The sequence below is a fragment of the Planococcus sp. APC 3906 genome (assembly GCF_030407685.1).
In the GTDB taxonomy this organism is placed as follows: domain Bacteria; phylum Bacillota; class Bacilli; order Bacillales_A; family Planococcaceae; genus Planococcus; species Planococcus koreensis.
Genome location: NZ_JASDCW010000016.1, coordinates 1 through 24,607 on the forward strand (window position 1 = coordinate 1; position 24,607 = coordinate 24,607).

22 protein-coding genes and 1 riboswitch are annotated in these 24,607 nt (G+C 48.1%); of the genes, 6 read left to right on the plus strand and 16 right to left on the minus strand.

Features of this window, described 5'->3' with window-relative positions:
* Positions 1-343 precede the first annotated feature (343 nt).
* Positions 344-889: a DUF1697 domain-containing protein gene (locus tag QMA09_RS10430; protein WP_135502998.1), complete on the minus strand. Its 546-nt coding sequence runs from the start codon at positions 887-889 to the stop codon at positions 344-346.
* A gap of 31 nt (positions 890-920) precedes the next feature.
* Positions 921-1,874 carry an Abi family protein gene (locus tag QMA09_RS10435; RefSeq protein WP_290213081.1) on the minus strand — a complete coding sequence of 318 codons (954 nt, stop codon included), beginning with the start codon at positions 1,872-1,874 and terminating at the stop codon, positions 921-923.
* Between the two features lie 226 nt (positions 1,875-2,100).
* Here QMA09_RS10435 and QMA09_RS10440 point away from each other — a divergent pair, with 226 nt between their 5' ends.
* Positions 2,101-2,613: a DUF2798 domain-containing protein gene (locus QMA09_RS10440; protein ID WP_290213082.1), complete on the plus strand. Its 513-nt coding sequence runs from the start codon at positions 2,101-2,103 to the stop codon at positions 2,611-2,613.
* A gap of 139 nt (positions 2,614-2,752) precedes the next feature.
* Positions 2,753-2,962 carry a TM2 domain-containing protein gene (locus QMA09_RS10445; protein WP_290213083.1) on the plus strand — a complete coding sequence of 70 codons (210 nt, stop codon included), beginning with the start codon at positions 2,753-2,755 and terminating at the stop codon, positions 2,960-2,962.
* Positions 2,963-3,071: 109 nt separating this feature from the next.
* On the opposite strand, the gene QMA09_RS10450 is transcribed toward QMA09_RS10445, so the two are convergent.
* Positions 3,072-3,368: a hypothetical protein gene (locus QMA09_RS10450; protein WP_290213084.1), complete on the minus strand. Its 297-nt coding sequence runs from the start codon at positions 3,366-3,368 to the stop codon at positions 3,072-3,074.
* 182 nt (positions 3,369-3,550) lie between these two features.
* On the opposite strand from QMA09_RS10450, the gene QMA09_RS10455 reads away from it, so the two are divergent.
* Positions 3,551-4,948: a bifunctional metallophosphatase/5'-nucleotidase gene (locus QMA09_RS10455; RefSeq protein WP_290213085.1), complete on the plus strand. Its 1,398-nt coding sequence runs from the start codon at positions 3,551-3,553 to the stop codon at positions 4,946-4,948.
* Positions 4,949-4,997: 49 nt separating this feature from the next.
* Here QMA09_RS10455 and QMA09_RS10460 read toward each other — a convergent pair whose 3' ends face one another.
* The 5 genes from QMA09_RS10460 to QMA09_RS10480 form a co-directional block, all read right to left on the minus strand.
* On the minus strand, positions 4,998-6,617 hold the full coding sequence (locus QMA09_RS10460) for a glycoside hydrolase family 13 protein (protein WP_290213086.1): 1,620 nt from the start codon (positions 6,615-6,617) through the stop codon (positions 4,998-5,000).
* Positions 6,618-7,134: 517 nt separating this feature from the next.
* A complete protein-coding gene (locus tag QMA09_RS10465) occupies positions 7,135-8,118 on the minus strand; it encodes an SPFH domain-containing protein (RefSeq protein ID WP_290213087.1) in 984 nt (327 codons plus the stop codon).
* A gap of 25 nt (positions 8,119-8,143) precedes the next feature.
* Positions 8,144-8,929 carry a TPM domain-containing protein gene (locus QMA09_RS10470; RefSeq protein ID WP_290213088.1) on the minus strand — a complete coding sequence of 262 codons (786 nt, stop codon included), beginning with the start codon at positions 8,927-8,929 and terminating at the stop codon, positions 8,144-8,146.
* Positions 8,923-9,951: a TFIIB-type zinc ribbon-containing protein gene (locus QMA09_RS10475; protein WP_290213089.1), complete on the minus strand. Its 1,029-nt coding sequence runs from the start codon at positions 9,949-9,951 to the stop codon at positions 8,923-8,925. The genes QMA09_RS10470 and QMA09_RS10475 overlap by 7 nt, the downstream gene beginning before the upstream one ends.
* Positions 9,952-9,999: 48 nt before the next feature.
* Complete coding sequence (locus QMA09_RS10480) at positions 10,000-10,713, minus strand: PspA/IM30 family protein (protein ID WP_290213090.1); 714 nt, start codon at positions 10,711-10,713, stop codon at positions 10,000-10,002.
* A gap of 598 nt (positions 10,714-11,311) precedes the next feature.
* Positions 11,312-11,414: riboswitch (purine riboswitch) on the plus strand.
* 142 nt (positions 11,415-11,556) lie between these two features.
* Here QMA09_RS10480 and QMA09_RS10485 point away from each other — a divergent pair.
* Positions 11,557-12,429, plus strand: a complete 873-nt coding sequence (locus QMA09_RS10485) for a 5'-methylthioadenosine/S-adenosylhomocysteine nucleosidase (RefSeq protein WP_290213091.1) — start codon at positions 11,557-11,559, stop codon at positions 12,427-12,429.
* Between the two features lie 442 nt (positions 12,430-12,871).
* On the opposite strand, the gene QMA09_RS10490 is transcribed toward QMA09_RS10485, so the two are convergent.
* From QMA09_RS10490 to QMA09_RS10505, 4 genes are all read right to left on the minus strand, one after another.
* On the minus strand, positions 12,872-13,756 hold the full coding sequence (locus tag QMA09_RS10490) for a YitT family protein (RefSeq protein ID WP_290213092.1): 885 nt from the start codon (positions 13,754-13,756) through the stop codon (positions 12,872-12,874).
* 430 nt (positions 13,757-14,186) lie between these two features.
* Entirely contained in the window at positions 14,187-15,461 is a 1,275-nt protein-coding gene (locus QMA09_RS10495; RefSeq protein WP_290213093.1) for a M48 family metallopeptidase, read from the minus strand.
* 194 nt (positions 15,462-15,655) lie between these two features.
* Positions 15,656-16,624 (minus strand): c-type cytochrome, encoded by a 969-nt coding sequence (locus tag QMA09_RS10500; RefSeq protein ID WP_290213094.1) that lies wholly within the window; start codon positions 16,622-16,624, stop codon positions 15,656-15,658.
* A 122-nt stretch (positions 16,625-16,746) separates the two neighbouring features.
* On the minus strand, positions 16,747-17,343 hold the full coding sequence (locus QMA09_RS10505) for a class I SAM-dependent methyltransferase (RefSeq protein WP_290213095.1): 597 nt from the start codon (positions 17,341-17,343) through the stop codon (positions 16,747-16,749).
* A 187-nt stretch (positions 17,344-17,530) separates the two neighbouring features.
* Between QMA09_RS10505 and QMA09_RS10510 the strand changes: the two genes are divergently transcribed.
* The gene (locus QMA09_RS10510) at positions 17,531-18,235 is read left to right on the plus strand and encodes a metal-binding protein ZinT (RefSeq protein WP_290213096.1); all 705 of its coding nucleotides are present in this window, start codon (positions 17,531-17,533) and stop codon (positions 18,233-18,235) included.
* Between the two features lie 80 nt (positions 18,236-18,315).
* Here QMA09_RS10510 and QMA09_RS10515 read toward each other — a convergent pair whose 3' ends face one another.
* Positions 18,316-18,537, minus strand: coding sequence for a hypothetical protein (locus tag QMA09_RS10515; RefSeq protein ID WP_135502960.1), 222 nt, complete (start codon positions 18,535-18,537; stop codon positions 18,316-18,318).
* A gap of 144 nt (positions 18,538-18,681) precedes the next feature.
* On the opposite strand from QMA09_RS10515, the gene QMA09_RS10520 reads away from it, so the two are divergent.
* Positions 18,682-19,251, plus strand: a complete 570-nt coding sequence (locus QMA09_RS10520) for a DUF4256 domain-containing protein (protein ID WP_290213097.1) — start codon at positions 18,682-18,684, stop codon at positions 19,249-19,251.
* A 105-nt stretch (positions 19,252-19,356) separates the two neighbouring features.
* Here QMA09_RS10520 and QMA09_RS10525 read toward each other — a convergent pair whose 3' ends face one another.
* The 3 genes from QMA09_RS10525 to QMA09_RS10535 form a co-directional block, all read right to left on the minus strand.
* Positions 19,357-20,490, minus strand: a complete 1,134-nt coding sequence (locus QMA09_RS10525; protein ID WP_290213098.1) for a mannitol-1-phosphate 5-dehydrogenase — start codon at positions 20,488-20,490, stop codon at positions 19,357-19,359.
* A 5-nt stretch (positions 20,491-20,495) separates the two neighbouring features.
* Positions 20,496-22,580 (minus strand): BglG family transcription antiterminator, encoded by a 2,085-nt coding sequence (locus QMA09_RS10530; protein WP_290213099.1) that lies wholly within the window; start codon positions 22,578-22,580, stop codon positions 20,496-20,498.
* Positions 22,581-22,680: 100 nt separating this feature from the next.
* The gene (locus QMA09_RS10535; protein WP_290213100.1) at positions 22,681-24,600 is read right to left on the minus strand and encodes a PTS mannitol transporter subunit IICBA; all 1,920 of its coding nucleotides are present in this window, start codon (positions 24,598-24,600) and stop codon (positions 22,681-22,683) included.
* Positions 24,601-24,607 lie beyond the last annotated feature (7 nt).

Consider the following 24,607-nt stretch of genomic DNA (forward strand, 5'->3'; position numbering starts at 1 on the left):
CATATCGAAATCTAACATCCATTTTATTCCTCCTAGATTTTTCTTATAAGAAAATCTTTCTCTACAAATATTCTTCGCCCATATTGTAGCATGGGTGTTAATCGATAGTTATTCCTTTAAAAAAAACGTTGTCCTTTATCGCTATTCAAATGGCGTTTTACCTGTTAAAGAAAATGCAGGTGAATTCAACTAAAAGAAAATTTTTTCGAGACTAGTTATAGCCCCCCCTTTTAAAAGAAAACTTCGAAAAATAAAACCTTTGCCATAACAGAGCAAAGGTTTTATTTCGTATATATATAAGGACGCAATTGTATCTATCTTACAAGCAAAAAAGTCACATAGCTCACTCTTCCATATCCCGCATCAGTCCATAGATTTTCCGCACCGAGTTCACATTGCGGATCGTTACGAGCTTGTAGAGTTTGGTGCCGACAATCTTGGCCATGCCACTTTTCGTCACCTTGTCGCGGTCGACTGACCAGAGAATCGCCCCTGGCACATATTGCGCGCGGTCCACTTCCGGTTTTAAGGGCAATTGCTCGAGCACGGCTTCGTCATCGGCTTCTTCCCATAAAAACAATACATCGCTTTTCAGCTGATCGTCATTCGTCCATTCTGCTGGAACCGCTTCAGCAATGCGCGAATACTCATCAATCGTGTACACCAGCACTTTGATGCGCAAACCGAAATGGGCGAAGATCGCCTCTTCCAAAACAGCCATGACTTGCTGTTTCGTCCGGGCCGCGTCTTTAAAAACGATGTTGCCCGAATTGATATACGTTTTGACATCAGTCATGCCCGCCTCTTCAAAAACCTGCTTGAGTTCTTTCATATTGACCTTGTTATTGCCTCCGACGTTAATCCCTCTGAGCAACGCAGCGTATATCACGGACATCATCTCCTATTCAAAGAATGGTCATTCAATTTTCACGGAATCCGGTATCCCGCATGATTTCCCCGTAAGCACGTCTTGGCAGCTCCACCTTCAAATCTGCCATCAAGCGCTCCAGTTCATTCGTAAAAACGATGTATTCCTCTTTTGCCAGCAACAGCTGCAGCAAGCTTGCCATTGAAGACACTGTGCCTTTCCCAAGGCTACCGCTTTCCAAGCGCAACATCGCTTCTACGCCGGCCAGTTTTTCCGGATGCGTGAGGCGGAATCGGTACAGCACTTCCTCGTGCGCAGACTTATTGCGGTACGGGAACACCAAGCGCAAAATCGCATCAAGCTCTTCCGCCTGCAGCTGGGCCGGTTCGTAATCCTCACTGAATTCTTCTGCGATGTCGCGTGCAATCCGCTCCCGCAGCTCATCGTCAATGACGGAATAAAAATTTGAAATCTGCCCGAGCGACAGGAAATTGACCAGCACCCAAAGCGGCACATTCTTGTGTTTGTCATAGAATTCACGAATAGCAGGATACCTCACCCGGTCCCGCTTCTTATGGCTCTTGATCAGATTCGCCAGCGTCGAAATGATGCGGTCGCGCTCATGGTGCCGCTCAGCTTCCGAACTGTAATTCGCCGATTCCAGAAAACTGTCCATCGCTTGAAATTTTTCCGAGAACCGGTACGCCACTTTCGATTTGATGTTCTTTTCGAATTTCAGCAATTCATTGAGCATCAGCATCCTAAGCTCCCGGTCGAAGCCGTAAAGCGCGTAGACATGCCCGAACTCTGTACCCGCCGCGTAGCGTTCTAGGCCATACGGGTTCAGCCGTTCATCTCGCTCCAAGAACGGCTCTTTATAGCCGTCGATCAGTGCATAATAATTTTCGCGCGCCAAAATCCGTTTGGCCGCCGCCTCGTCCGCTACGATCATCCCGCGCTGGCGTAGGATTTGAATCTGTTCATCGTGCGATGCAAAAACCTTCATTCTTCTCATCCTTATCTGTCGTTCTTATCCTCTACTGTAAGCTACCAACGGCTTTTTAGAAACCTTTTACACGAATAAAACCGACACATTTCAGACACTTACACGAAGAGTAATGGATTTGCTATAGTTACTTGCAGCCTCGAAAGTACCGTGTTCCCTGCCAGTTCCCACTGCAATTTTCCGCGTATAGATAGGCCAGTCCAAGCACGTTGAAAGGAAGATTTCCATGCATTCAGAAAAACGATTGCCGCAAAACGCCAAAGAAGGCCTTCTTTACGGCGCACTCATCTCCACCATGACCGTCTTGTTCATGACATCTTACAGCGTCATTCTTTTCGCAGGCGGCTTTAACCAGGATATCGCGTTGAGCATTCTGAAGACATTGCCAATCATATGGATCATCGTTATGATCATCGAGCCCGCCATTTTCGGCCGCCTCGCCGAAGCATTGACTGCAAAATTCACCAAGCCGACCGACAGCTTCAACGCCAAAATCCTGTACCGCATCCTCTTTACGGTGCTCGGCATGTCCGCAGTGATGACATTCATCGGCGACCTTGTCGCAAATGGCTTCCACAGCGCAATATTTTCAAATTGGCTGATAAACTGGCCACGCAACTTCCTCATCGTCCTGATCGCCGAAAGCCTGGTCATCCAACCCATTGCCCGCTTCGCCATGGTGAAACTGCACGAGTCGCAAGACAAAAAAGCACTAGCTTCAAAAATCACCTTACACTGAGGTCCATTACCCAAACAACTTGAAAATCCGCTTCCAGGAAGATTTTATTCTTCAGAAGCGGATTTTCTTGCGTTATAAAAAGAGATTAACTTTCAGTATGGAGGGAAAACAAGGACAAAGACTGAAAGGATGATCGGACATGAAAAACAAAACAGTTGCAGGCCTCCTTGGCATTTTCCTCGGGGATTTCGGCATCCATAAATTCTATTTAGGTAAGCCCGGAATGGGCCTCCTGTATCTGCTTTTCTCTTGGACAGCGATTCCTGCAGTAATCGGCTTTATTGAAGGCGTTATGTATCTCTTGTCTTCAGAAAAAGATTTCCAAGCAAAGCACGGCAAACCTTATTAAGATTTTCTTAAGCATGCACCCGCTCACAAGCGGTGTGCATGCTTTTTCCGTTTCCAGCCAATAAAAAAATGCCGCAATCGCTCGCAGCATTCCGACAGATAAAACTTAGTTAAATGAAATAGCTTTGGTAATGGATGAACGTTGCAACAGATGCGTCTAAAAAGTAGGTGCCAGCAGCAAACAGCGGAATTTTTCCGAACTTCGCGTGGCGTTCCCCTTCCACTTCGATAAACGGATTGGCATTGAAAGCATCGCTTAGCGGGTTATTCGGAGCCGTGATTAAGATTCCCAACAATCCGAATGCAAACGCGATATCAATGATTTGAATTTGGAACACATATGAAACACCAATATTGAGCAACAATAGAATGGTAATAGTTGTTAAAAAGGTAATTAATTTGACCATGAGTATTTCCTCCTATTTCAATCTAAAAAGAGCATAGCAAGCTTAAACATTTTATGCAATAAGTTTTTCAAAGTCCGAGTCACCCTTGGCTAGCCGCATCTAAAAAATTTTCAGCCTATTGAAACTTTAAGAGCAGAAATAGCGTAATATTAAGACAGGAAATAACTTACAGGAGGATTCTCATGAAACTCAAAATCATACATACGAACGACGTCCACAGCAATTACGACAATTTCGCACGTGCCGCCACATTGATTAAACTACTGAAAGATGAAAACACGCTCGTGCTCGACGGAGGTGATTTCGCCGACTTCAAGAGCATCGAGTTGCAGGGGACCCAGGGCATCGCCGCACTTGAACTGCTCCAGTCAGTCGGCTATGATGCCATGACCATCGGCAATAACGAGATGTTCAACGGCATGGATACGCTTGAACACATGGCAGCGGCAAGCCCGTTCCCGTTCATCAGCAATAATTTGCTGAAAAAAGACCGTACGGAAATCAAAGGCGTCGTAAAAAGTACCATCTTGCATAAAAACGGTCTGCGAATCCTCGTCACCGGCTCTTCGCCTGACCTTGATGTCTTCAATGATGGGCTTGGCATCAGCGTATTGGATTACACCGAAATGACGCAACAGGAAATCAAACGCTATGCCGGCGAGTATGATTTGTGCATTTTGCTCAGCCACGTCAGCACGGTTGCGGATGAAGAGCTGGCACAAGCCATCCCTGAAATTGATGTCATCATTTCCGCCCATGACCACAAGCTGTATCCGCAGGCAAAAATAGCCTATGGCACGATTATGAACAGCGCAGGAAACTTCGCCGAGCATATCGGCATCATTGAACTTGAGGTGAATGGCGGCAAAGTGGAATTGCTCAAATCGGCAACCCATCCGACAGGAGATGCGGCAAGAGATGCGGCCATTCTCGAAATCCTGAAAACCAATAAAGCGAAAGCCATCGACGCTTTAGGCAAACCCCTCTACTTCTTGCAGCAGCCGCTTTGGCACGACGTCATTGAAGAAAACCCGCTAACCAACCTGATTGCAGACGGCTTGCGCGACATGATGGAATGCGACATCGGCCTGATCAATAGCGGCATCGCCAATGCCGGTTTGTTCCAATACGTCTCCCGCCAAAAGCTGATTGAAGTCTGCCCTTCTCCACTGAATCCGACTTCTTTTGAAATTTTAGGCAAGCATTTGAAAGAAGCACTCACCCAATCGCTGGACGCGCAAGTATGCCTCGCTGATGGGCGAGGACCGGGATTCCGTGGAAAATTCGTCGGCCGCCTTCATGTATCGGGCGCCACAGTCATCCATGATGGCAACCGTGTCCAGGAAGTTTTGGTCAACGGCGAACCGCTCGACGACAGCCGCTGGTACAAAGTCGCCAGTTCCGATTACTTGCAGCGCGGTTCCGGCTACTTGCCACTGGCCCACAACCGGAATGCCCGCTACATGGCTGAAGAAATCAAAGACGTCATCCAGCTTTACGCGAACAAACCGGAATTTGTGGAGCAAGCTTTCATCATGCGCACCACAACAGAAGCAAAAGCCCCGATTCAAAAAACATAAAAAGAGCCGCATTCCCCTTCGTAAGCATCGGGGAATGCGGCTCTTTTGACTATTTGTTGATCAATTCATACACACGTGCTTCATAAGGCAATAATTGTTTCGGATCGAGCCCTTGGTAATTCGCCAGCAAAATGGTGCCGTCTTTCGGCTCATCCCAATAGCACGGGAATCCGGTTAAGTTCACGGCCACCAATACCGTCCGGCCTTCAAAATGGCGCTTATATGCGTAGATTGAATCATGGCCGGCGTTTGCTAATTCATAGCGGCCGTAAATCAGAACATCATTGTGCTTGCGCAGCCAAATCATTTGTTTATAGAAGGCCAGCACCGAATGCGGGTCCTGCAGCTGCGCTTCCACGTTCAAGTATGTGTAATTCGGGTTGACGCGCATCCACGGTTCCGCATCCGAGAAACCGGCATGCGTGTTTCCGTCCCATTGCATCGGTGTCCGTGAATGGTCGCGGCTTTGCGGGCGGATGAGCGTCATTACTGCGTCGTGTCCCATGCCAGCCGAGCGGTTTAAGTGGTACATATTTTTCGTTTTAACATCGTTATAATGTTCAAGCTCTTCGAATGGCGCATTCGTCATGCCGATTTCCTGCCCTTGGTAGATGAACGGTGTGCCTTGCATGAAGAAATACATGCAGGCAATTGCCGTCGCACTCTCACGCCAGTATTCACGGTCATTGCCCCATGAAGACACGATGCGCGGCTTGTCATGGTTTTCGATGAACAATGCGTTCCAGCCGTGGCCTTCGACGCCATTCTGCCATTTTGTCAATACTTCTTTCAAGCGAGGCACATCAATGCCATGGATTTTTCTGTCCCATAAGCTCATGCTTTCGAATTGGAACACCATATTGAATTTGCCGTCTTCTTCGCCGATCCATTCTTCAACGTCCTCGACTTTTACGCCATTCGCTTCGCCGACCGTCATGATGTCGCGGCCTGCGAATGTCTTGTCGCGCAGTTCCGTGAGCATCGGCTGGATGCCGTCGACATTCATCATTTTATGCCAAGCTTCGACATAGAGATTTTGTTCCGGATCGTGGACATCGGTCAAATCCTTTTTGATGTGGCTGATGGCGTCAACACGGAATCCATCAATCCCTTTGTCGAGCCACCAATTCACCATATCATACAGCGCTTGGCGGACTTCTTCGTTTTCCCAATTCAAATCCGGCTGTTTCTTGGAGAATAAATGCAAGTAATATTGTTTCGTTTCCTGATCGTATTCCCAAGCGGAACCGCCGAAAATACTTTCCCAGTTCGTCGGCTCGTCACTCCAGATGTACCAATCGCGCTTGGCATTATCCAGCGAAGCACGCGATTCCATAAACCATGGGTGTTCGTCGCTTGTGTGGTTGATGACAAGGTCGATAATCAGTTTCATGCCGCGCGCATGGACTTCTGCCAGCAAGCGGTCAAAATCCTCCATCGTGCCGAACTCTTCCATGATGCCTTGGTAATCGCTGATGTCGTAGCCGTTATCGTCATTTGGCGATTTGTACATCGGGCAAATCCAGATAACATCGATGCCAAGATCTTTCAAATAATCCAATTTGCTCGTGACGCCATTGATATCGCCAATGCCGTCCCCATTCGAATCCATGAAACTGCGAGGATACACTTGATATGCGACTGCTTCTTTCCACCATTTTCTCTTCATAACTGATCCCTCACAAAGACTGGGGCTTCATCCTGTTCCAACCAATCGGCTACAGCCGTCGATTCTATGCGAATAGGCCCATCTGTCTGTTCTATATAATAGCTTATTTCCATCGTCCAGCAGCAATTCTAATAAAAAAATAAATTCCAGTTGCCAGTGTAGCAGAATTCGCCAGGAACACCAAGACATTTTACTAGTATTTCTTTGTGAGAAAATCGAATGGGGAAGAAACACCTCTTTTCGGTTTTGATTTCCTATTATATAACCGATTTCAAGCTTTGAAAACCTTAATTTTAAACTATTTTCAGATAAATCTAAAATAACATTTTGTAGCCGTTTTCATTTCCATTTTTCTGGATTACACATGATTTCTTTTGCAAAAACTCAAGGTAAAATGTGAATTCCACAAGTGTTACCTAGGGCCTATATGGAAAAAATCCCAATCCATGGCAATGTGAATTGCCGTGGATCAGGATTTGGTTTTATTCCGTTCAATTGATATTGAAAAAACGGCTTATTAATACAGTTTCTGCCCGCAATTCGAACAGAATTTTGCCCCTTCGGTTTTCTGTCCACAGTTCGGGCAGAAGTTTGGAGCCTGGCCAGTGGATTCAGAAGCTGCCTCTTCATTTTTTGGCGGAGTTTGGGCCTGGCCGCCGTCTTTCATGTCTTCCATCATTTCCTTCGCCATGCCCATGCCCATCATCATACCGGCCATATCCGCTGCATTTCCTGCACCGGAAGATTTCCCTGAAGCCATGGCATCGGTCATCGATACCTGCTGGTATTTTTTCATGTCGCCGACCATGCCGTAGGAAGCGTTTTTGTTGATCATGTCTTGGATTTCCTTCGGATAGTTAAAACTCATGATCTGGAAGCCCATGATTTTCATGCCGTCGTCCATCAATTCCATATTGAGGTCGTCCTGGATGCCGGCACCGATTTCATGCGCGTTTGCCTGCAGGTTGAACATGTCCTTGCCTTCCCTCGAAATCCATTTCATCAGCAGCTGATCCAAAATAGCCGTGATGCGGATTTTCACATCTTCCACTAAGTAGCTGTTGCGCACCCCTGCAATTTTGTCGATCAACGCGAGATAATCGTTCACTTTGAATTGGAACGTGCCATTCGCGCGAATCGGCATGCCACCCGGAAGCCCCGGTGCCTGAATGTTGATCGGATTTTGGGTTCCCCACCGGACAGTGAATTCTTTCGTATTAACAAAGAGCACTTCCACCCGCATGCCGCTGTTGAAACCAAAACGGAAACCTTTCAATGTCGATAGGAAGGGCACGATTTGCGACTCGATGTCGTATTCGCCTTCGTCTTCAAAAATCCCCTCCACTTTTCCGTGGTCGAGGAAAATAGCGTCCTGGCCAGGGCGGATAACGAGTTTACTGCCTTTTTTGATTTCCTTATTGGTCCATTTCCAGAAAATCATATCCTCCCTGAATTCTTCCCATTCCACTACATCTGCAAATTGATTGCCGAAAAATGCCATGCTGTTCATTCCTTCCGTGTATTGCTTAGAATTTGCGGCCGCCTCCGCTGAAGGAACGGCCTCCGCCGGTCATGCCGCCTCCACCGAAGCCGCCCCCGCCCCCTTTGTTCTGCTGGACTTTGGTGCGGCTCACTGTTTTGTTTCGGAAACGGTCTTCGCGGTTCGTCACTTGCGTATTGTTGCCGTCAAAATACGTGCGCGGCGTCGTGGTGACACGACCGCCGGAGTTATAAAGCATCGAACCGACAATCCCGCCGCCGAGGATTAGCGCAACCAAGGCATGGAACCACGTTTTCAGGAAAATGCTTTCCGGATTGACGCCGGGGCGGTAATCCATGTATTCGCTTGAAGCCGCCATTGTCTCTTCAAAGGCACCGCCATAATCGCCTGCCTGCAAATCCGGTACGATGCGGTCAAGCACAAGGTCAATGCGCTCGTCATCGAGCGATGTTTCCGCTGTGCCGAAACCGGACAGGAACACTTCGCGGCTCGCAATGTCGATTGTCAGCAGCACGGCGTTTTCCTGGCTATTGTCGACCGCCCATTGATCAAAGAAATCGCCCATGAATGTCACGATATCTTTTCCTTCCATGCCATTCACCGTCAAAAATAGAAAATCGACATCTTCCTCGCGGCTGTATTTTGCCGCTTCCGCTTCTAACTCCTGCGCTTCAATGCTATTCAGCAAATCGGCATTATCGTAAATGTGCTGATCTGCCAAGGCAAAAGCTGCTGATGCGCCGGCAAGCCAGAAAATACAGATGAATGCCAGCAACAAGAAAGGGGTTTTCCATGCCATTCGCTTCACCATAGAACACCACCCACCAAGTATGCTGCGGCTTTCATCAGTGCAAATGCGCCGCCGGCAATGCCAATGAACCAGCCTGCGACCTTCGCTCCGCTGATTGGCGGCTTGCCGACCACTTTGCCGGTCTGGCCGTTCATCGCAAAGGTATGTTCCTTGTTTTCAAAATCGTAATACACCATCCATACCGGAAATAACGTGTAATAAGCTTGTTTTTTATGGGCATGAATCTGTTTATTGGTGTAGCTGACCGTAGAATAACCGGATATTGTCGTCGCGATGTACGCATCGATGTAAGGGACGATTTTCGACTCAACGCGCGAAAACAGGGACTCATCATCATAATCGTATTTCTCCGACAGATAGCCCGCGAGATAAGGCATCCTGAAATCCTTCAATTCCTGATAATCATACGGCTCGAGTTTGTCCATCAATAAGTCGTCCATCTTCTCGGAAGCATCCGCCGGCACTTTCAAATAGCTGAGGTCAATATCCCGGTAAACATCGTAAAACTCGGTTTCCGTGTAGATCGTATCCCCAGTCGTGTAGCTTCGCGTCCGTGTAGCGACTGCTGCCACTTCAGCGCTGCCATCGATGTCGTACAGCCAGAACGGCACGTACATCCCGGTCATTTTCTTGATGCGGTCGCCGCTCATAAAACCTCTTGGCGACAAGCGGCCTTTGCCTGTCCATTTGCGGAATGCGGCCTCGGCCTCTTCCCTGCTGACGGAAAAAGGTATGACTTTGGCCGGAGCGAAATCGCCCGTCAAGCGGTCCGACAGCACGACCGGCGCGCCGCAGAAACTGCAATGCGTCGTAGTCGTTTCCGCTTCCGTCAATAGGACGGCACCACAATTCTCGCAATGGTATTCTTTTGCTTCATCCGTTTCTACGGTATGTTCTATGTTCTCTGGTGGGAAGGTTTCTATATCTTCCTGCCTGCCGCAGCTCGGGCAGGACAACTTGCCCGACTCGCTGTCGAACGCCATATCCGAACCGCAATTCGGACATTTATAATGCGTGACCATCGCTTTCCACTCTCCTTGGCCTGCAGAATCCCATTGCACGGGCCTTTATCAAGCTTTATTGACCTGATTTTTCAGCGCTTCCAGCTCTGCTTCCACGTCGGCGCCTGCTTTCAATGCGTCCAATCGCTGGTCAACAGATGAATCCGCATCATATTTCTTCGCGAGATCCTTGATGTCGACGTCCTTATTCTTATTCAGCTCAGACATCGCCATCGCTTCGTCAAGCTCCCGATTGATCTTTTCTTCCATCTTGTCAAAAGCTGAAATTGTCTTGCCCGCTCCGCTGAATGAATCATTGAATTCGTTCATGCGCTCCTGCGTCCGTGCAACAGCTGCCTTGCCTTTCAGCTTGTCGCGGCGGGATTCCAGCTCCTCGATATCCGACTCCAATTTTTCATGCATTTCGCGCATCTGTGCAGTATTGGCTGACGCCAATTCAGCCGCAGTCCTCAAGTCTTTTTCTTTGTCGGCAAGCTCGGCTTTGCGCTGCAGGAATTTTCGGGCATCGTCTTCATTCCCGGCTTCGAGCGCTTTCACTGCATAGCGCTGCATATCATCCAGTTCTTTTTGCAGCTCTTCCAGCTCCCGGCGCTCCCGCTTTTCTGCGGCCATGATGGCGGCCGTTTCCGATTTCACTTTGCCAAGGTCGCTGTTCAAATCGCGCAAATACTGGTCGATCATCTTTTCCGGATCCTCCGCATTGTCCAGCATTGCGTTGATATTGCTCGCCATTATGTCTCTGAAACGTTTTAAGATTTCCATCATCATTCTCCTTTTTCGTATTTTATTTTTTGGACTGCCAGACAGCCCTCTTAAAATCTGAATTACCCTTTAACCCTTTGCTTTAAGCATGGCCGTCCATGCTTATGGAAGCTATTCAGCACATAAACATATAAATGAAACGCCTGGAAGAATTTTCGGTTTGCCGTCGAATCCTGTAGGTGAATTAGAGGACTTGGAAACCGATCGAGCTTTGAAAATGAAGATAAAAATCAAGCGTTAATCGGCTCCTTCAGTAAAAGCAACCAGCTGCTGACGAAAGGGATTGTTCCTCCTCAAACACCCACACTTGATTGAACGGCAGCATCCTCGATCCCGCAAAGTTAAAAGTGAATAGCTTCCAATGGCGTTGAACTTGTGAGACACGAGGAAATCATTAACCTATCGAAGCAAACTATATAAGCAGTTTTCCAATTGACTAAGTATGGTCAAAAAGAATTAAAATCGATAATAATAGTAATAAATTATAATTAACGGCAGGATTCACACCTATAAACCGAACTATTAATAGTAAATTCGTTTCAAATGTTCGCTTTTAGCTTGACTGTCACTTAGGCGGTTGTTATATTAGCGAAGTACTAAAAAGAAACTTAACAGCTCTCGTATATGCCCAGTAATATGGTCTGGGTGTTTCTACCAAGTTCCCAAAAATGAACTGGACTACGGGTCAAGGTATTGATGTTGGTGATTCTTGGCATTTTGTAGTTTGCCGGACAATTGATGCTTTGACTTTGCGGGTCCGAGAGGTAGAGCACATGCTACCTGTTTCGGCCTTTTTTGTTTGGCTATACAGAGAGCGTATTTGACAACTAGGAGGAATACATCATGAAAAAAGTTAAAGCGCATCAGATTTTATTCCTGTTGCTGGCCCTGCTGTTAGTCCTCACGGGATGCAGTTCAACTATGGCAACAGAAGCAAAAGAAAAACCCCAGCGCCCCATCCTGATTCAAGGGCCCATGCCGATTGAAGCGGAAAAATTTGCGGAACGGTTGGAAAACGTGAAAACAGAAGAGTCAGGATCAACTTTTGAATTCTACAGCGGCACTGTGGAAGGGTATCCGGTCATCGTTGTCAAAACTGGAAAAGGCATGGCAAATACAGGTGCGGCTACAGCATTGGCGATTGAAAAATACAATCCCGCAGCAATCATCAACCAAGGAACTTCAGGTGGCCATGACCCAGCGTTGAACGTCTTTGATATTGTGCTCGGCAAACGTTCAGTAAATATAGGCGCATTAAAAACCGGCGATTTGGTGGAAGGCGAAGGAATCGAACCAACCGAATGGAAGCCAATGGACCTGATGGCTTCAGAAGGAAGTGCCGGGGAAGATCCGGATGCTGAAAATATCCGCTATAACGATGGTGATGAAGGATTGCTGGCTGCGGCCAATGCCGTCAAAGATACATATACCAAAGGAAAAGTAGTAGAAGGCACAATCGGTTCTGCTGATTTTTGGAACAATGAAGTGGATCGGATCAACTGGCTCCATGAAAAATACGGAACATCTGTAGAAGAAATGGAAACCGCATCCGCTGCCCAGATTTCTGCAGCTTACGACATTCCGTTTCTTGGCATCCGCATCTTATCGAACAACAAAACAAACGAAGGTGCGTACAATCCTGACACCGCATCGGCTAACCAGGACTATGTCTACGAAGTCGTGAAAGAATACATCTCAACTCTTTCAAACAACTAATTCCGTATTTTGTGTAAGACTTCTCTTAAACTTGCATGCCCTTGCCTCGAAACATTCAGGCAAGGGCATTTTTTGATTCATACAAGACCATTCCATGTCCGGCAACTAATTCCAGATACTCCGCCAATTTAAAAAGCCGCATGGCACGATGCGGCTCTTCTGGCGGCACTCATTTTGCCCAGTGGTGCAAATAGAAATAAGCCATGATGAGAACAACCGCAATCGCAGCCAAAACAAGCATCGGCACGAACCCAAAAGTCGCTTCCATCTGACACCCACCTCCTTTTCTTTCATCATAAACCTATCCAGCAGAAATGAAAACATTTTTATCAGATTATTCAGACTAAAAAGAAATACACCTTCGGTAAAACGTGGACTGGCCGCAAAAACAAAACAGCCCCGCCGATAGATGCCGGCGAGGCTGTTTTCGATTAATCCATTGTTAACTTGTTTGTTCAGAAGTTTCCGGTACCGAACGGTAAACCGTTTCGGGATTCTTTTTGTAATTGTCGTCGCGGCGGAAATTGCCCATGACTTCCATCGTCTCGGTGATGCTGACGAAAGCATGCGGATCGATTTCTTTGATGAGCGGGCGCACATGCGCAAGTTCATAGCGCGTGATGACCGTGTAGAGCACTTTGACTTTATTGCCTGAATAGGCGCCCTCGCCGTCGGTCACTGTAATGCCGCGGTAAAGGTTCGCCAGCATTTTCTGTTTGACGGCATCGCCTTGGGTGGTGACCACCATGAGGCTGAGCTTGATGTGGCGCGTATGAATGCGGTCAACGACGAGGCCGGTGATGTAAATCGAAGCCATCGTATACATCGCGAGTTCCCATGAGAAGATGAAACCCGATACGAAAACGACGAGGCTGTTGAGCCCGAACACCATAAAGCCCAGCGGAATATCGCGTTTCATCGTCAGCAGCAAGCCGACAACGTCAAAGCCGCCAGTCGAACCGTAGAAGCGGATGATGAAACCGACGCCGATGCCGACGAGCACGCCGCCGAATACCGATGACAGCAAGGCATCTTCCGTCACCTTCATGACCGGGATGTAAAGCATCGTGACCGAAGTCACTGCGACGGAATAGACGCTGTTGAGGATGAACATCTTGCCGAGCTTCATCCAGCCCAGCACCAGAATCGGGATGTTCAGCAACAGCAGCCAGATCCCTGCGTTGAGCGGCGTCATTAAACTGAAAATCATAGCGACGCCCGTGATGCCGCCTGATAAGATTTCGTGTGGCAATAAAAACATATTAAATGCGAATCCAAGCAGGACGGATCCTGCGAAAATGATTCCTGCGCTGTAAAGTTTATCCATTGAAATTCTCCGTTCTCTTTAAACTCATTGCCTTAAAAAAGCCCGCAAAAAAAGGCCGGGCATCTTTCGCTCCGCCTGTGTGGCTTTGGCACAATAGAACAAATTATAGGGGATGGCGCAGTTCAAACGCAAGCTTTATTTACCGGCAAACCAGAAGTCGTTGAAGAATCCTGTGGAAATTCTCGGCTGCCCAGAGACCTTCAATGCCACGGTGATTTTTTTGGCGCATCATAACTACTTACTCTTTTCGATAATCATGCGCCATGCCCCCCAAAGAATTCAACGGAACTGAAACACATTCTTTTCCATTATGCGTTCTATGTGAATAGACGAATAACTCAAGAATCTCCAAGAGGGCGTTCAAAATATCGACAAGACCCAATTATTTCTCCATGAAAAAAAAACGGCAGCTCCAGCGCTGCCGCTTCGGTCATTCGTTGAGCATTTCCATGAATTCGGCTTCGGTACTCGCTGGCATCGCGTCCAAAGCGCTTGTCCCTGACGGACTCATCACCAGCGGGTCCGCCCCGTTTGCAACGAGCATGCGGGCCGTTTCATAATCTTCGTACAGCACGGCAGTTTCAAGTGCCGTCGAGTAAGCATCGCTCGTATTGACTTCTGCACCTGCTTCGACCAACCGTTCAGCGATTGCCGTTTCCCCGCCATTCACTGCGTACATCAAGGCATCCGCTCCGTCTGCATCCTTGGCATGGATATCCACTCCATCCGCAAGCGAGGCTTCGACGGCGGCCAGATCGCCATTATACGATGCGTTCATCAATGGAGTCTCGCCTTCAACTGCAAATAGGGATTCCTCAGAAAAAACATCCGGCAGCTGCGAATAAACCATTCCGCCTCCCGCAAACAACAGGGGCACAGCGATATAAACGCCGGTGAAGACCGCAGACAGCGCCAACGCGCCCAAGACGATCTTGCCTTGGTTCGGTTTGTACAAATAGCTGTCGGTGCCGGAAAATTGCTCGATTGACTGGATGCGTTTCGGCAAATGAGGATGCGTCGACAACACTTCACTTAACCAGACAATGCCGTTCGACTCTGTTTCGATCTGTTCACGGTAAGCGTCTTCGTTGACTTCCAAGTACATTTTCTTGCCGATGCCAAGCAGCGTCAGCGCACGCTTGGCTGCACCTGCGTCCTGTATCGTATACGCCGCATGGCGGTCGCAGGTGTATTCGCACGAACGGCTATAGGCCTGTGCCAAAAATGGAATGAACCCGGCTGGCAGGATAAAGAGATTTTTCCAGACGTGGCGGCGTTTGATATGCGCGAGTTCATGCGCAATGATGAAATCCAATTCCGCTTGCCCTTTTTCACGCGCCAATTCAAATACTTCCGAATACAAGACGACCATATCACGGCCTAAAAAGCGGGTCGCAAAGGCATTCAATGCACCTTCTGACTGGATGACGAAAACGTCCGGAACTTTTTTCAGTTCCATTTGCTTTGCAAGTACCTGCACACGGTCGTAGACGTCGCCGAATTGGCGTTCATGGATGCGCACGCCGTTGCCGCGGATCGATCCGAGCATCATGGCGTTGGCATACAGGATAAATACAGCAATCGCAAGGACAATCGCAATACCGAAAATCGACACGGCAGCGAGCACATAGACCAAGATGCTGGCCAACACGCTGAATACAAAATAGATTGTTTCTCTTTCTGATTGAATCTTATGCGAGTTCATGTAATCTTCCCTTCGGCTGAGCTGATTCCATTATATCAGCACTAAAGGTCTATATAATATACTTTATTTTGAAATCGATAAATCTTAATAAAAGATGCAACGGATTGATTTCCCATACGGGAAAACCCGGAGAACAAAAGAAAAGATGGCTCTGCCAGGTGCGCAGAGCCATCTTTTTGGCTTGATTATTGACATTACTTTTTGCCTAAAACTTCTTCCCAATCGATCGTGCCGTCTTTCACTTGATCGCGGCGTTCTTTCGTCATCGAATCGCTCGGTCGTCCGCCGCCAGCCCAATCGCTGTCATGCTTCTCGAATTCCGGCCGGTCCTGTGAAAGGACGAACGCTGCCAAATCAGCTGCTTGTTGGTCATCCAGTGACTTTTCATTGCCTTTTGGCATATTATTTTGGATATAACCAGCCATGTTGGACATCCGGGCAAGGCCGGCTCCATCATTGAACGAGCCCTCTCCCCAAAGTGCCGGCCCTGAGTTTGAACCAGTACCGGATCCGTCTTGGGCATGGCAAGCGATGCAACTTTGCTGGAACAATTCTTCCCCGTTAGCGACATCCGGAATTGGAACATCTTCCATCACATTCGTCTTGCGCCAAGGAAGTTCTGCATTCACCGGAACGCCTTCTGAGATGTATTGCAGATATGCAACCATCGCATCCAAATCTTCATCATCTTCGGCGAAAGGTTCGCCGTTCATGCTACGTACCATACAACCATTGATTCTTTCTTCAATGGTCACAATTTGATCTGAGCGGCTGATGTACTCAGGATAAACAGCAGTCATACCGACCAGCGAAGAAGAATCTTCTTCCAATCCCGCTCCAGCATGGCAGCTTGAACAGGACAAGGCATTAACTGCCGTCTCGCCGTCTTCTACTGATGCCGCTTCTGACCGCAATACTTCCGACGTATTATTGACCAGCTCATGGCCTCTCAGAATCGCTTCTTTTTCCGGGCCATCCGGAACCTCTTCAATTGAAGGCGGATTGTACTCGATTCCCGCCACTGATTTTTCACCAGTCTGCTGCGTTGGAGCAGGTTGGGCCTGCTTTCCTTTTTCATTCGAAAGTTCGTTGGATAAAACGGCAATGGCGACAATTGCTAAAATCAATGTAAATACGCTTCCATACAGCAATATCTTCTTCATATACCCCTCCCCCTATCTACTAAGAGTATAACCTAATATATGGGGTTAAAACTACAGTGGCTATAATAATTTTTTCTCTAATATGCCTATAGAGAAGAGAGTTAAATAAAGTTCTATCGGTTTTACTTTTTCTGTCCGACAAACTGGATGACATGTGCCAACCCGTTGTGGAGATCGCCTTCATGGCGCGTCACTTCCCCCATGAAAAAATGGACAATCCGCCAATCACTGAACTCATGCAGAAACTCTTCAGGACGGTATAGGAAATCAGGATTTTTGGGGCCGCCGCTATTATAAGGAATCTGATAAAGCGAATATACCTCTGCCACAAAATAGCCGCCTGGCTTCACCGCTCTCTTGATGCCTTTCAGTGTTGCACGTTTCACTTCTTCAGGAAAATGCCCGTAAATGCAAACAATCCCATCCCAGCCATTTTGCTGCCATTCGGCTTCTGCCAAATCGATCAATTCCGTATTTACATGGACCTTATGTTTCTCCGCTAATTTCTTCACTTTAAGAAGCCCCGATTCCGCAAAATCCCAGGCCGTGACTTCGAGCCCTTGTTCAGCTAAGAAAACTGCATTTCTACCCTCGCCTTCTGCAATGCTTAATACATTGCCGCTTGTCAGCACCCTTGGCTGAATTTCCTTTAGAAACACGTTGGGCTCAGTGCCATATACATACTTTTCGTTGTCGTAGCGTTCATTCCAGTTAGACATTTCACATCTCCTCTTCTCTCTATTTGTTTCTATAATCGTATCTGTTATGAATAAATGCGGCAAGGCTCTTGAATTCACACAGAAAGTTGCAATGGAAAAAGCGGAATATTCTTTTTTTGGACTTCTCGCAAATCTATCTGTATAATCATAAATTGTAATCATTACGATTTAAAAAAGGAGTGTTATCATGACCTATTCATTGATCAAAGGCCTCGGCGTTCTCGGTCTTGCAGCCTTGCTCGCGGCTGGATGCCAATCAGCAGATTCCAAAGAGGCAGAAACAGATGAGCCATCCGCTTCCGCTGAAGCCAAAAAGACACACGACACGGAAGAAAACTTGACGCGCGATGAGAAAGCGCAAATCTACGCTGGCTATTTTGACGACAGCCTAGTAGCTGACCGTCCACTTTCCGATTGGGCCCGCGACTGGCAATCGGTCTTTCCCCTTCTTGAAAACGGTGATCTCGATGGCGTATTCGCCGACAAAGCCGCGCACTCAGATGACATGAATGCTGAAGAATATAAAGAGTATTACACCGCAGGCTATAAAACCGATGTGGAGCGCCTGATCATCACAGAAGACAGCGTCAGCTTTTTCAAAAACGGCGAAGAAAAGACTGGCCGCTATACATATGATGGTTTTGAAATCCTGGACTACGAAGCCGGCAATCGCGGCGTGCGCTTTGTCTTTAAACTGGAGCAGGAAACAGATGGCTTGCCGCGCTTTATCCAATTCAGCGACCACGCCATCTTCCCGACTGACGCCGACCATTACCACATTTACTTTGGTGACGACCGTGAAGCTTTGCTTGAAGAAGTCTTAAATTGGCCGACGTTTTACCCGTCAGACATGGACGGTGCTGGCATTGCAGAAGAAATGATGGCGCATTAACAGCCAAAAAAGCCGCCGGAACAGGATTCCGGCGGCTGTCTTTTTTAGCTATATGGCTGCTTGCGCTTTTAATTTTCTGCTTACTTTTCGCTTTGGGTATTTCGCGGCTGCTCGTCCGATACATGTTTTGAATGCTCTTTCGCATCTTCCATTTCTTCTTTTCCTTTGACCTCTTCATAATCCGTTGCTTTACTATCTCCATCCAACGCTTCCTTGGTTTTGTTGATCGCTTTGTCAATTCCGGATTCGCGGGCCCCTACTTGTTTTTCAGGCGTCCGCCCTGCTGTACCTTTTCTAGCCATTGCCGATCCCTCCTGTTTAAATGATTAGTTATGGTTTACCCCTTCACGGCATTAATAATCCCCATTAAAAAGAGATACCCTAAAATCTGCAAACTGTCATATACTTAAATCATACTTATTCCAACTACCAAGGAGGAAACAGAGATGACAAAAAGCACGAGCGCTGTATTGACCACTGAACAACACGATGAATTGCTCAGCGTGCTCAAAGAACGGTTTGAGAAGCATATGGAGCGCCATGAAACGCTCCAGTGGGACAATGTCCGAGCAAAGCTTGAAAGCGCTGCTGGCAAGCTCTGGTCGCTGCATGAGATGGAACGGACAGGCGGCGAGCCGGATGTCGTCGCTTATGATGAAGCGGCTGACATCTATACCTTTATGGATTGTGCACCGGAAAGCCCTTCTGGCCGCCGGAGCTTGTGCTATGACCAAAAGGCGCTCGACGCACGAAAGAAAAACAAGCCGGAAAACAGCTCGCTCAATATGGCAGAAGCCATGGGCATCGAAATGCTGACGGAAGAGCAATACCGTGCGCTGCAGGAGCTTGGCAACTTCGATATGAAGACGTCGAGCTGGGTGCAGACGCCAGCCGATGTCCGGGACCGCGGCGGTGCTTTGTTCTGCGATTTCCGCTACGGCCGCGTCTTCTTATACCATAACGGTGCCGATTCCTATTACGCCGCACGCGGTTTCCGCGGGATGTTGAACATTTAAGAACCGGTTTTTCTTTCTAAACAATAAAAAAGGAGCTTCCTGGGCAGGACATCTGCCTCGGAAGCTCTTTTTTGCGGACTTAATTTACCGTCATTTCAATAAAACTTATAATGCCTCGTACTGGCGAATCACTTCTTGCGTGATCTCGCTGTCTTCAGCCAGTCCGCTAATTTCTTTCAAGACGGATGCCGGGCCGCCAGCTTTGATCATCTCTTGTATTTTCACTGCGTCTTCATCTTCCGGGTTGTTGAATGCCAATGCGGCAGCAATTGCCTTGGCCAGATGCGTATATGGCAATCCGGCTTTCTGAGCTTGCGTCGCCGGGCGGATCAAGCGGTCATCCGGCCCGAGTTTGCGGAGCGGTGCACGTCCTACACGCGTTACGCCATCGTTCAAAAAGGCATTTTTGAAGCGTTCGATGTTTTTATTGATATACGCCAGATGCTTTTGTTCATCGAGGCCGTATTCTTTCACCAGGTAAGCGCCGGTTTCCTTCAGCGTTTCCCGCACTTGTTCTTCGATTTCCGGATCAGCCAAGGTTTGGTCGATCGTCGATTTGCCGGCAAGCGAACCGAGATACGCAATCACGGCATGGCCGGTATTGACGGTGAACAGCTTGCGTTCGATAAACGGCGCCAGGTTGTCGACAATCGTCATGCCCGTCACCGGCGGAATGTTTTCGGTCGTTTCCACAACCCATTCGTAATACGGCTCCACGAGCACGTCCAGCGAATGGCCTTCTTGGATCGGCACGATCCGGTCGACCGCTGAGTTGAAGAAAAAGACAGTGCCTTCCAGTTCGGCTTTCGACTCGTCATCCAGGTTGTCCAAAATATGGCCTTTCAAAATATCCGTGGCGCCGATCTGGTTTTCACAAGCAATGACGTACAGCTTTTCATCGGTCTCTTTCAGACGCGCAGCGATGCCTTTCGCAATGATCGGTGCGATCCGCGGCAAGATGTTCGGGCCGATCGCAGTCGTCAAATACGTCGCATGGCGGATCGCTTCGAGAACGCCCGCTTCGTCTTTCATGTTGTTGACGCCAGAGACGTTTTCAATCGTGATGCTTTCAGCTTGTGCTTGCGCCATATTCACGTGGTACTTTTTCTCCGCGTTCAATTTATTGATGACCTCTTCGGCCACATCCACGAATGTCACGTGGTAGCCCGATTCGGAAAACAACGCCCCAATAAACCCTCTGCCAATATTTCCTGCTCCAAAATGTACGGCTTGTTTCAACGTCATCAGTCCTTTATCAAATTATTTTGTAGGTATTCGTAAAATACATCTTCGAGTTTGTTCCGGATCATGCTTTCGTTCGACGATGAAAAAATCATCATCGCCGCATCGCTTTCGATTAAGCTAGAGCTGATGAGACTCAGAATTTCCTGTTCCCGATCGCTCATGTCGAGCGGCGCCAGCATCAGCAGCAAATTGCGCATCCCGACCTGTCCGCCGTCCATCCCTTTGACCGGGCACGGCATATCCAAATGCACCACTTGGAATAAAAGCTCCTGGACGGTTTCGTCGCGGCAATGGAAAAGAGCCATATTGGTATTCGGAATGCCCAGCCCGCCTTTGGATTCCCGGTCGTCCAATTGGCGCATGGTGGCATCCGCGCTCTTTATCAGTCCGTCGCGCTCTGCTTGTGCGAGCACGTCCGCGAGTACGATCCGGTGGTCCGCCGCTTGCGGATGTTTCAGCACTTTGAAATTCGCCAGGATCGCTTCCATGCTTGTTTGGACCTCTTTGATTTCCCGCAGCAGCTTCTGGACATTCGGCCGGTTGTTCTTTTTATCTCTTTCGCCTGGATTTTCCACAACCAAATACTGCTTGTTGCTGGTGATTTTTTCGATGTTGTGCTGAAGGTAGCTTTCAATCGACCCGATGTCTTTATCGCTGAGCAGCGGGCTGACCATGATGTAATCCACATCCGTCACCGGCAGGCGGATGGTCGAAATGACCAAATCGTAATCTCGGAAATCCGCCGATTGAAAGTCATTGATCGATAAAATTTCGACAGAATTGATTTCCGCCAGCTCTTTTTGGATGCGGCTCGCCAGCATCTTCGAAGTGCCGATGCCTGTCGGGCAGACGACCACCGCATCGATGCGGACCTTTTCCTCGTTCATCAGCAAAGCTGAACCGAAATGCAGGACAATGTAGGCAACTTCATTGGCTGGAAATTCAATGTCCTTGAATTCATTCTCCAGGCTTTGCTTGACCGCCATGAACAACACCGGATACTTCCGTTTGATTTCATCGGTCAGCGGATTGAACGATTCGAGGTTTTGCTTCAAGCGGAAAATTGATGGCCCCATATGTGCGAGAAGCCCTTGGTAAAGTGAAAAATCATTGGTCAAGTCGACATGCAGCTGGGATGATACATCGCCAATCAGGTTTTTAATCAGCTTGCCCAGCAAGACGCTGTCATAATAAACCATGTCCGCTGCCTGCACTTTCGAGCCTTTTAATATCATCGACAAAAAATGGACGTCTTCTCCGGTCAATCGGACTCCGAGCTGCTTATGCAATTCATCGCCGAGCGTTTCCATCAATTGAAACTCACTGCTGGATTCATTCGCCAGCACAGCCGGCTCCAGCAAGAAATGCTGTTCCGTGCGCTGCAGCGCCAAACAGATATAGACAACTAAGCCGATATAATCGCTGTCGGCCAAACGCGTCTGTTTTTGATTGATGTGCTGGTTCACCAATTGATCGACCACTGACAAATAATGCGGCGAAAAATAGCCCAGGATGTTGTCATCCGGATTCTTTCCTTGCTGAAGAAAATACAAGCTTTCCACAAGCTCCTCATAAAAAGTGACGAGGAAATAACTCGCCAACGCATGGCGTTTATGGGCTTCCTGCCCTTCCACTTCGACGCCAACACCTCTGCGCCTCGACAGCTTGATAGAAAACTTATGCAACCACTCCGCTAAATCATCCAAATAAGACGTCAGTGTAGCCGTGCTGATGCCCAATTCATTGGCAAGCACCTGCTTTTTAAAAGAAGGGCCTTCGTGCAGCAGAATGATCAGCAAACCCAGCTTCCGCTCTTCCGGCCTTTCATCAGTCGGATTGACGCTGATCAAGCTTTGCACGAGCCGGTAAATCTGCTCATTATTGCCTTCGATAAAGAGGCCTTCACTGGCGTTGCGCTTCACAACCAAATCGAATTGTTTCAGCAGTTTCTCGACCGACTTCAAATCACGCTGAATCGTCCGGGCGCTGACGTTCAAATAGGTGGATAACGAATGCACGGTATGCTTCCCTGATGTCCTGACGATCAACTCTGTGATGGATTTTTCCCTAAACGTGATATACATCAATCTCACTCACTTCACTTTTAAGTTTTCCTTCTTCAAGAGCGAGAAATGCAAAATAGAACAAAAAGGCAGGTATCCCCGCCTTTCCGTTCTTGCTTTCTTATTTTCTGTTGATGATTGCCAGCAATTCCTTAGCGGTGCGGGCTTTCACCATCTCATCTACATTGTCCTGTTCTGCACAAATGACAGCAATCCCAGATAGGATTTCCAAATGCGAACCGTCTTTGCCGGCGATGCCGAAGATCAATTTTGCACTCTCTCCATCAAAGTCTACTCCATTTGGCACCTGAACAACAGTAAAGCCTGATTTGATGACCGCTTTCTTGGCTTCTTCCGTGCCATGTGGAATGGCGACGTTATTGCCCATATACGTGGTCGTGATTTCTTCGCGCTTCAACATTTCATCAACGTAGGAAGGTTCAACGTATCCGGCTTTCACCATCACTTCTCCGGCAAAGCGGATCGCTTCTTCTTTATTGTTGAATTTCTTGTTGATGAAGATGTTTTCTTCCCGCAGCAATTGGTCGTCTTCGCTAGGCTGAACGGTGCCTGTTGTTGCTTCGCTTTCAGTGACAAGCCCTGCTTGGTCTGCAGTCACGCCGCTTTCCAGGCTGTCGATCAACTTATCGTATTCCGGGCTGGATAGGAAATTGTCCACGGAAATGTGGTAAGCGTCCGGCACTTTATGCTGCGCACGCGGCGTCAGTTTTTCCTGTGTGATAACGATTTGGGAATCATTCGGAATTGTGCTGATGGCCGTGTTTGTTACATTGATATCCAATCCTGCTTCTTTTACTTTTTTGCGCAATAGCGACGCGCCCATGGCACTCGAGCCCATTCCGGCGTCACACGCAAAGACGATTTTATGCACGTTCGTCGGGAAGACACCTGCCGCAGTTGCTGCAGTTCCACCCAATGCGCCCGCAACTGAACTTTTCTTGCCTTTCATTTCTTCCATTTTTCGCGTTGCAGCTTCCATGTCTTCTTCAGTTTCCTTGCTTGATTTCAAGATGATCGATGCAATCAGGAAGGAAACCGCAGCAGCCACGAATATGGCTGTGAAGTTGGCAACATAGGCCATGCCTTCAGGCGGTGTTACAGCCGCAATCGCTAAGATGCTTCCGGGTGATGCTGGCGCAACCAAGCCGCCGCCCATCAATACAAGAGTAAAGACGCCGCTCATTCCGCCGAAAATGACTGCCAGCAGCAAGAGTGGTTTCATTAAGACATACGGGAAGTAAATTTCGTGGATCCCTCCAAGGAAATGGATGATCGCAGCTCCCGGAGCCGATTGTTTGGCAATCCCTTTGCCGAATATCATGAACGCAAGCAGGACACCAAGACCTGGTCCTGGGTTTGCTTCCAATAGGAATAAAAGTGATTTCCCGGTTTGCTGGACTTGCTCCAAGCCAATCGGCGACAAGATGCCGTGGTTGATGGCATTATTCAAGAACAGGATTTTCGCCGGTTCGATCAAAATGCTCGTCAGCGGCAATAAGCCCGCTTCAAGCAGCCAGTCAACGCCGGATACAAGAACTTCTGTTAACGCCTTGACTGCTGGCCCGATTCCGTAGAATGCCAGGATGGCAACCGCTCCGCCCAAAATACCGGCAGAAAAGTTATTGACCAGCATTTCAAAACCAGTCTTGATCTTGCCTTCGATCAATTGGTCGAATTTCTTGATGACGAATGCACCAAGCGGACCTACGATCATCGCGCCTAAAAACATCGGTGTATCTGGTGCGCCGACGATAACCCCCATCGTCGCAATCGCTGCAACGACGCCGCCCCGCTGTTCATAAATCAACCGGCCGCCTGTATAGCCGATCAATAGTGGCAGCAAGTAGGTGATCATCGGACCGACCATTGTGCCAAGCCGTTCATTCGGGAAAAAGCCCGTCGGTATGAATAATGCCGTGATTAATCCCCAAGCGATAAATGCGCCGATGTTCGGAAGCACCATCGAGCTTAAAAAGTTACCGAATTTTTGAACGCGGACCTTCATTGAAGCTTGATTCATCTCATTC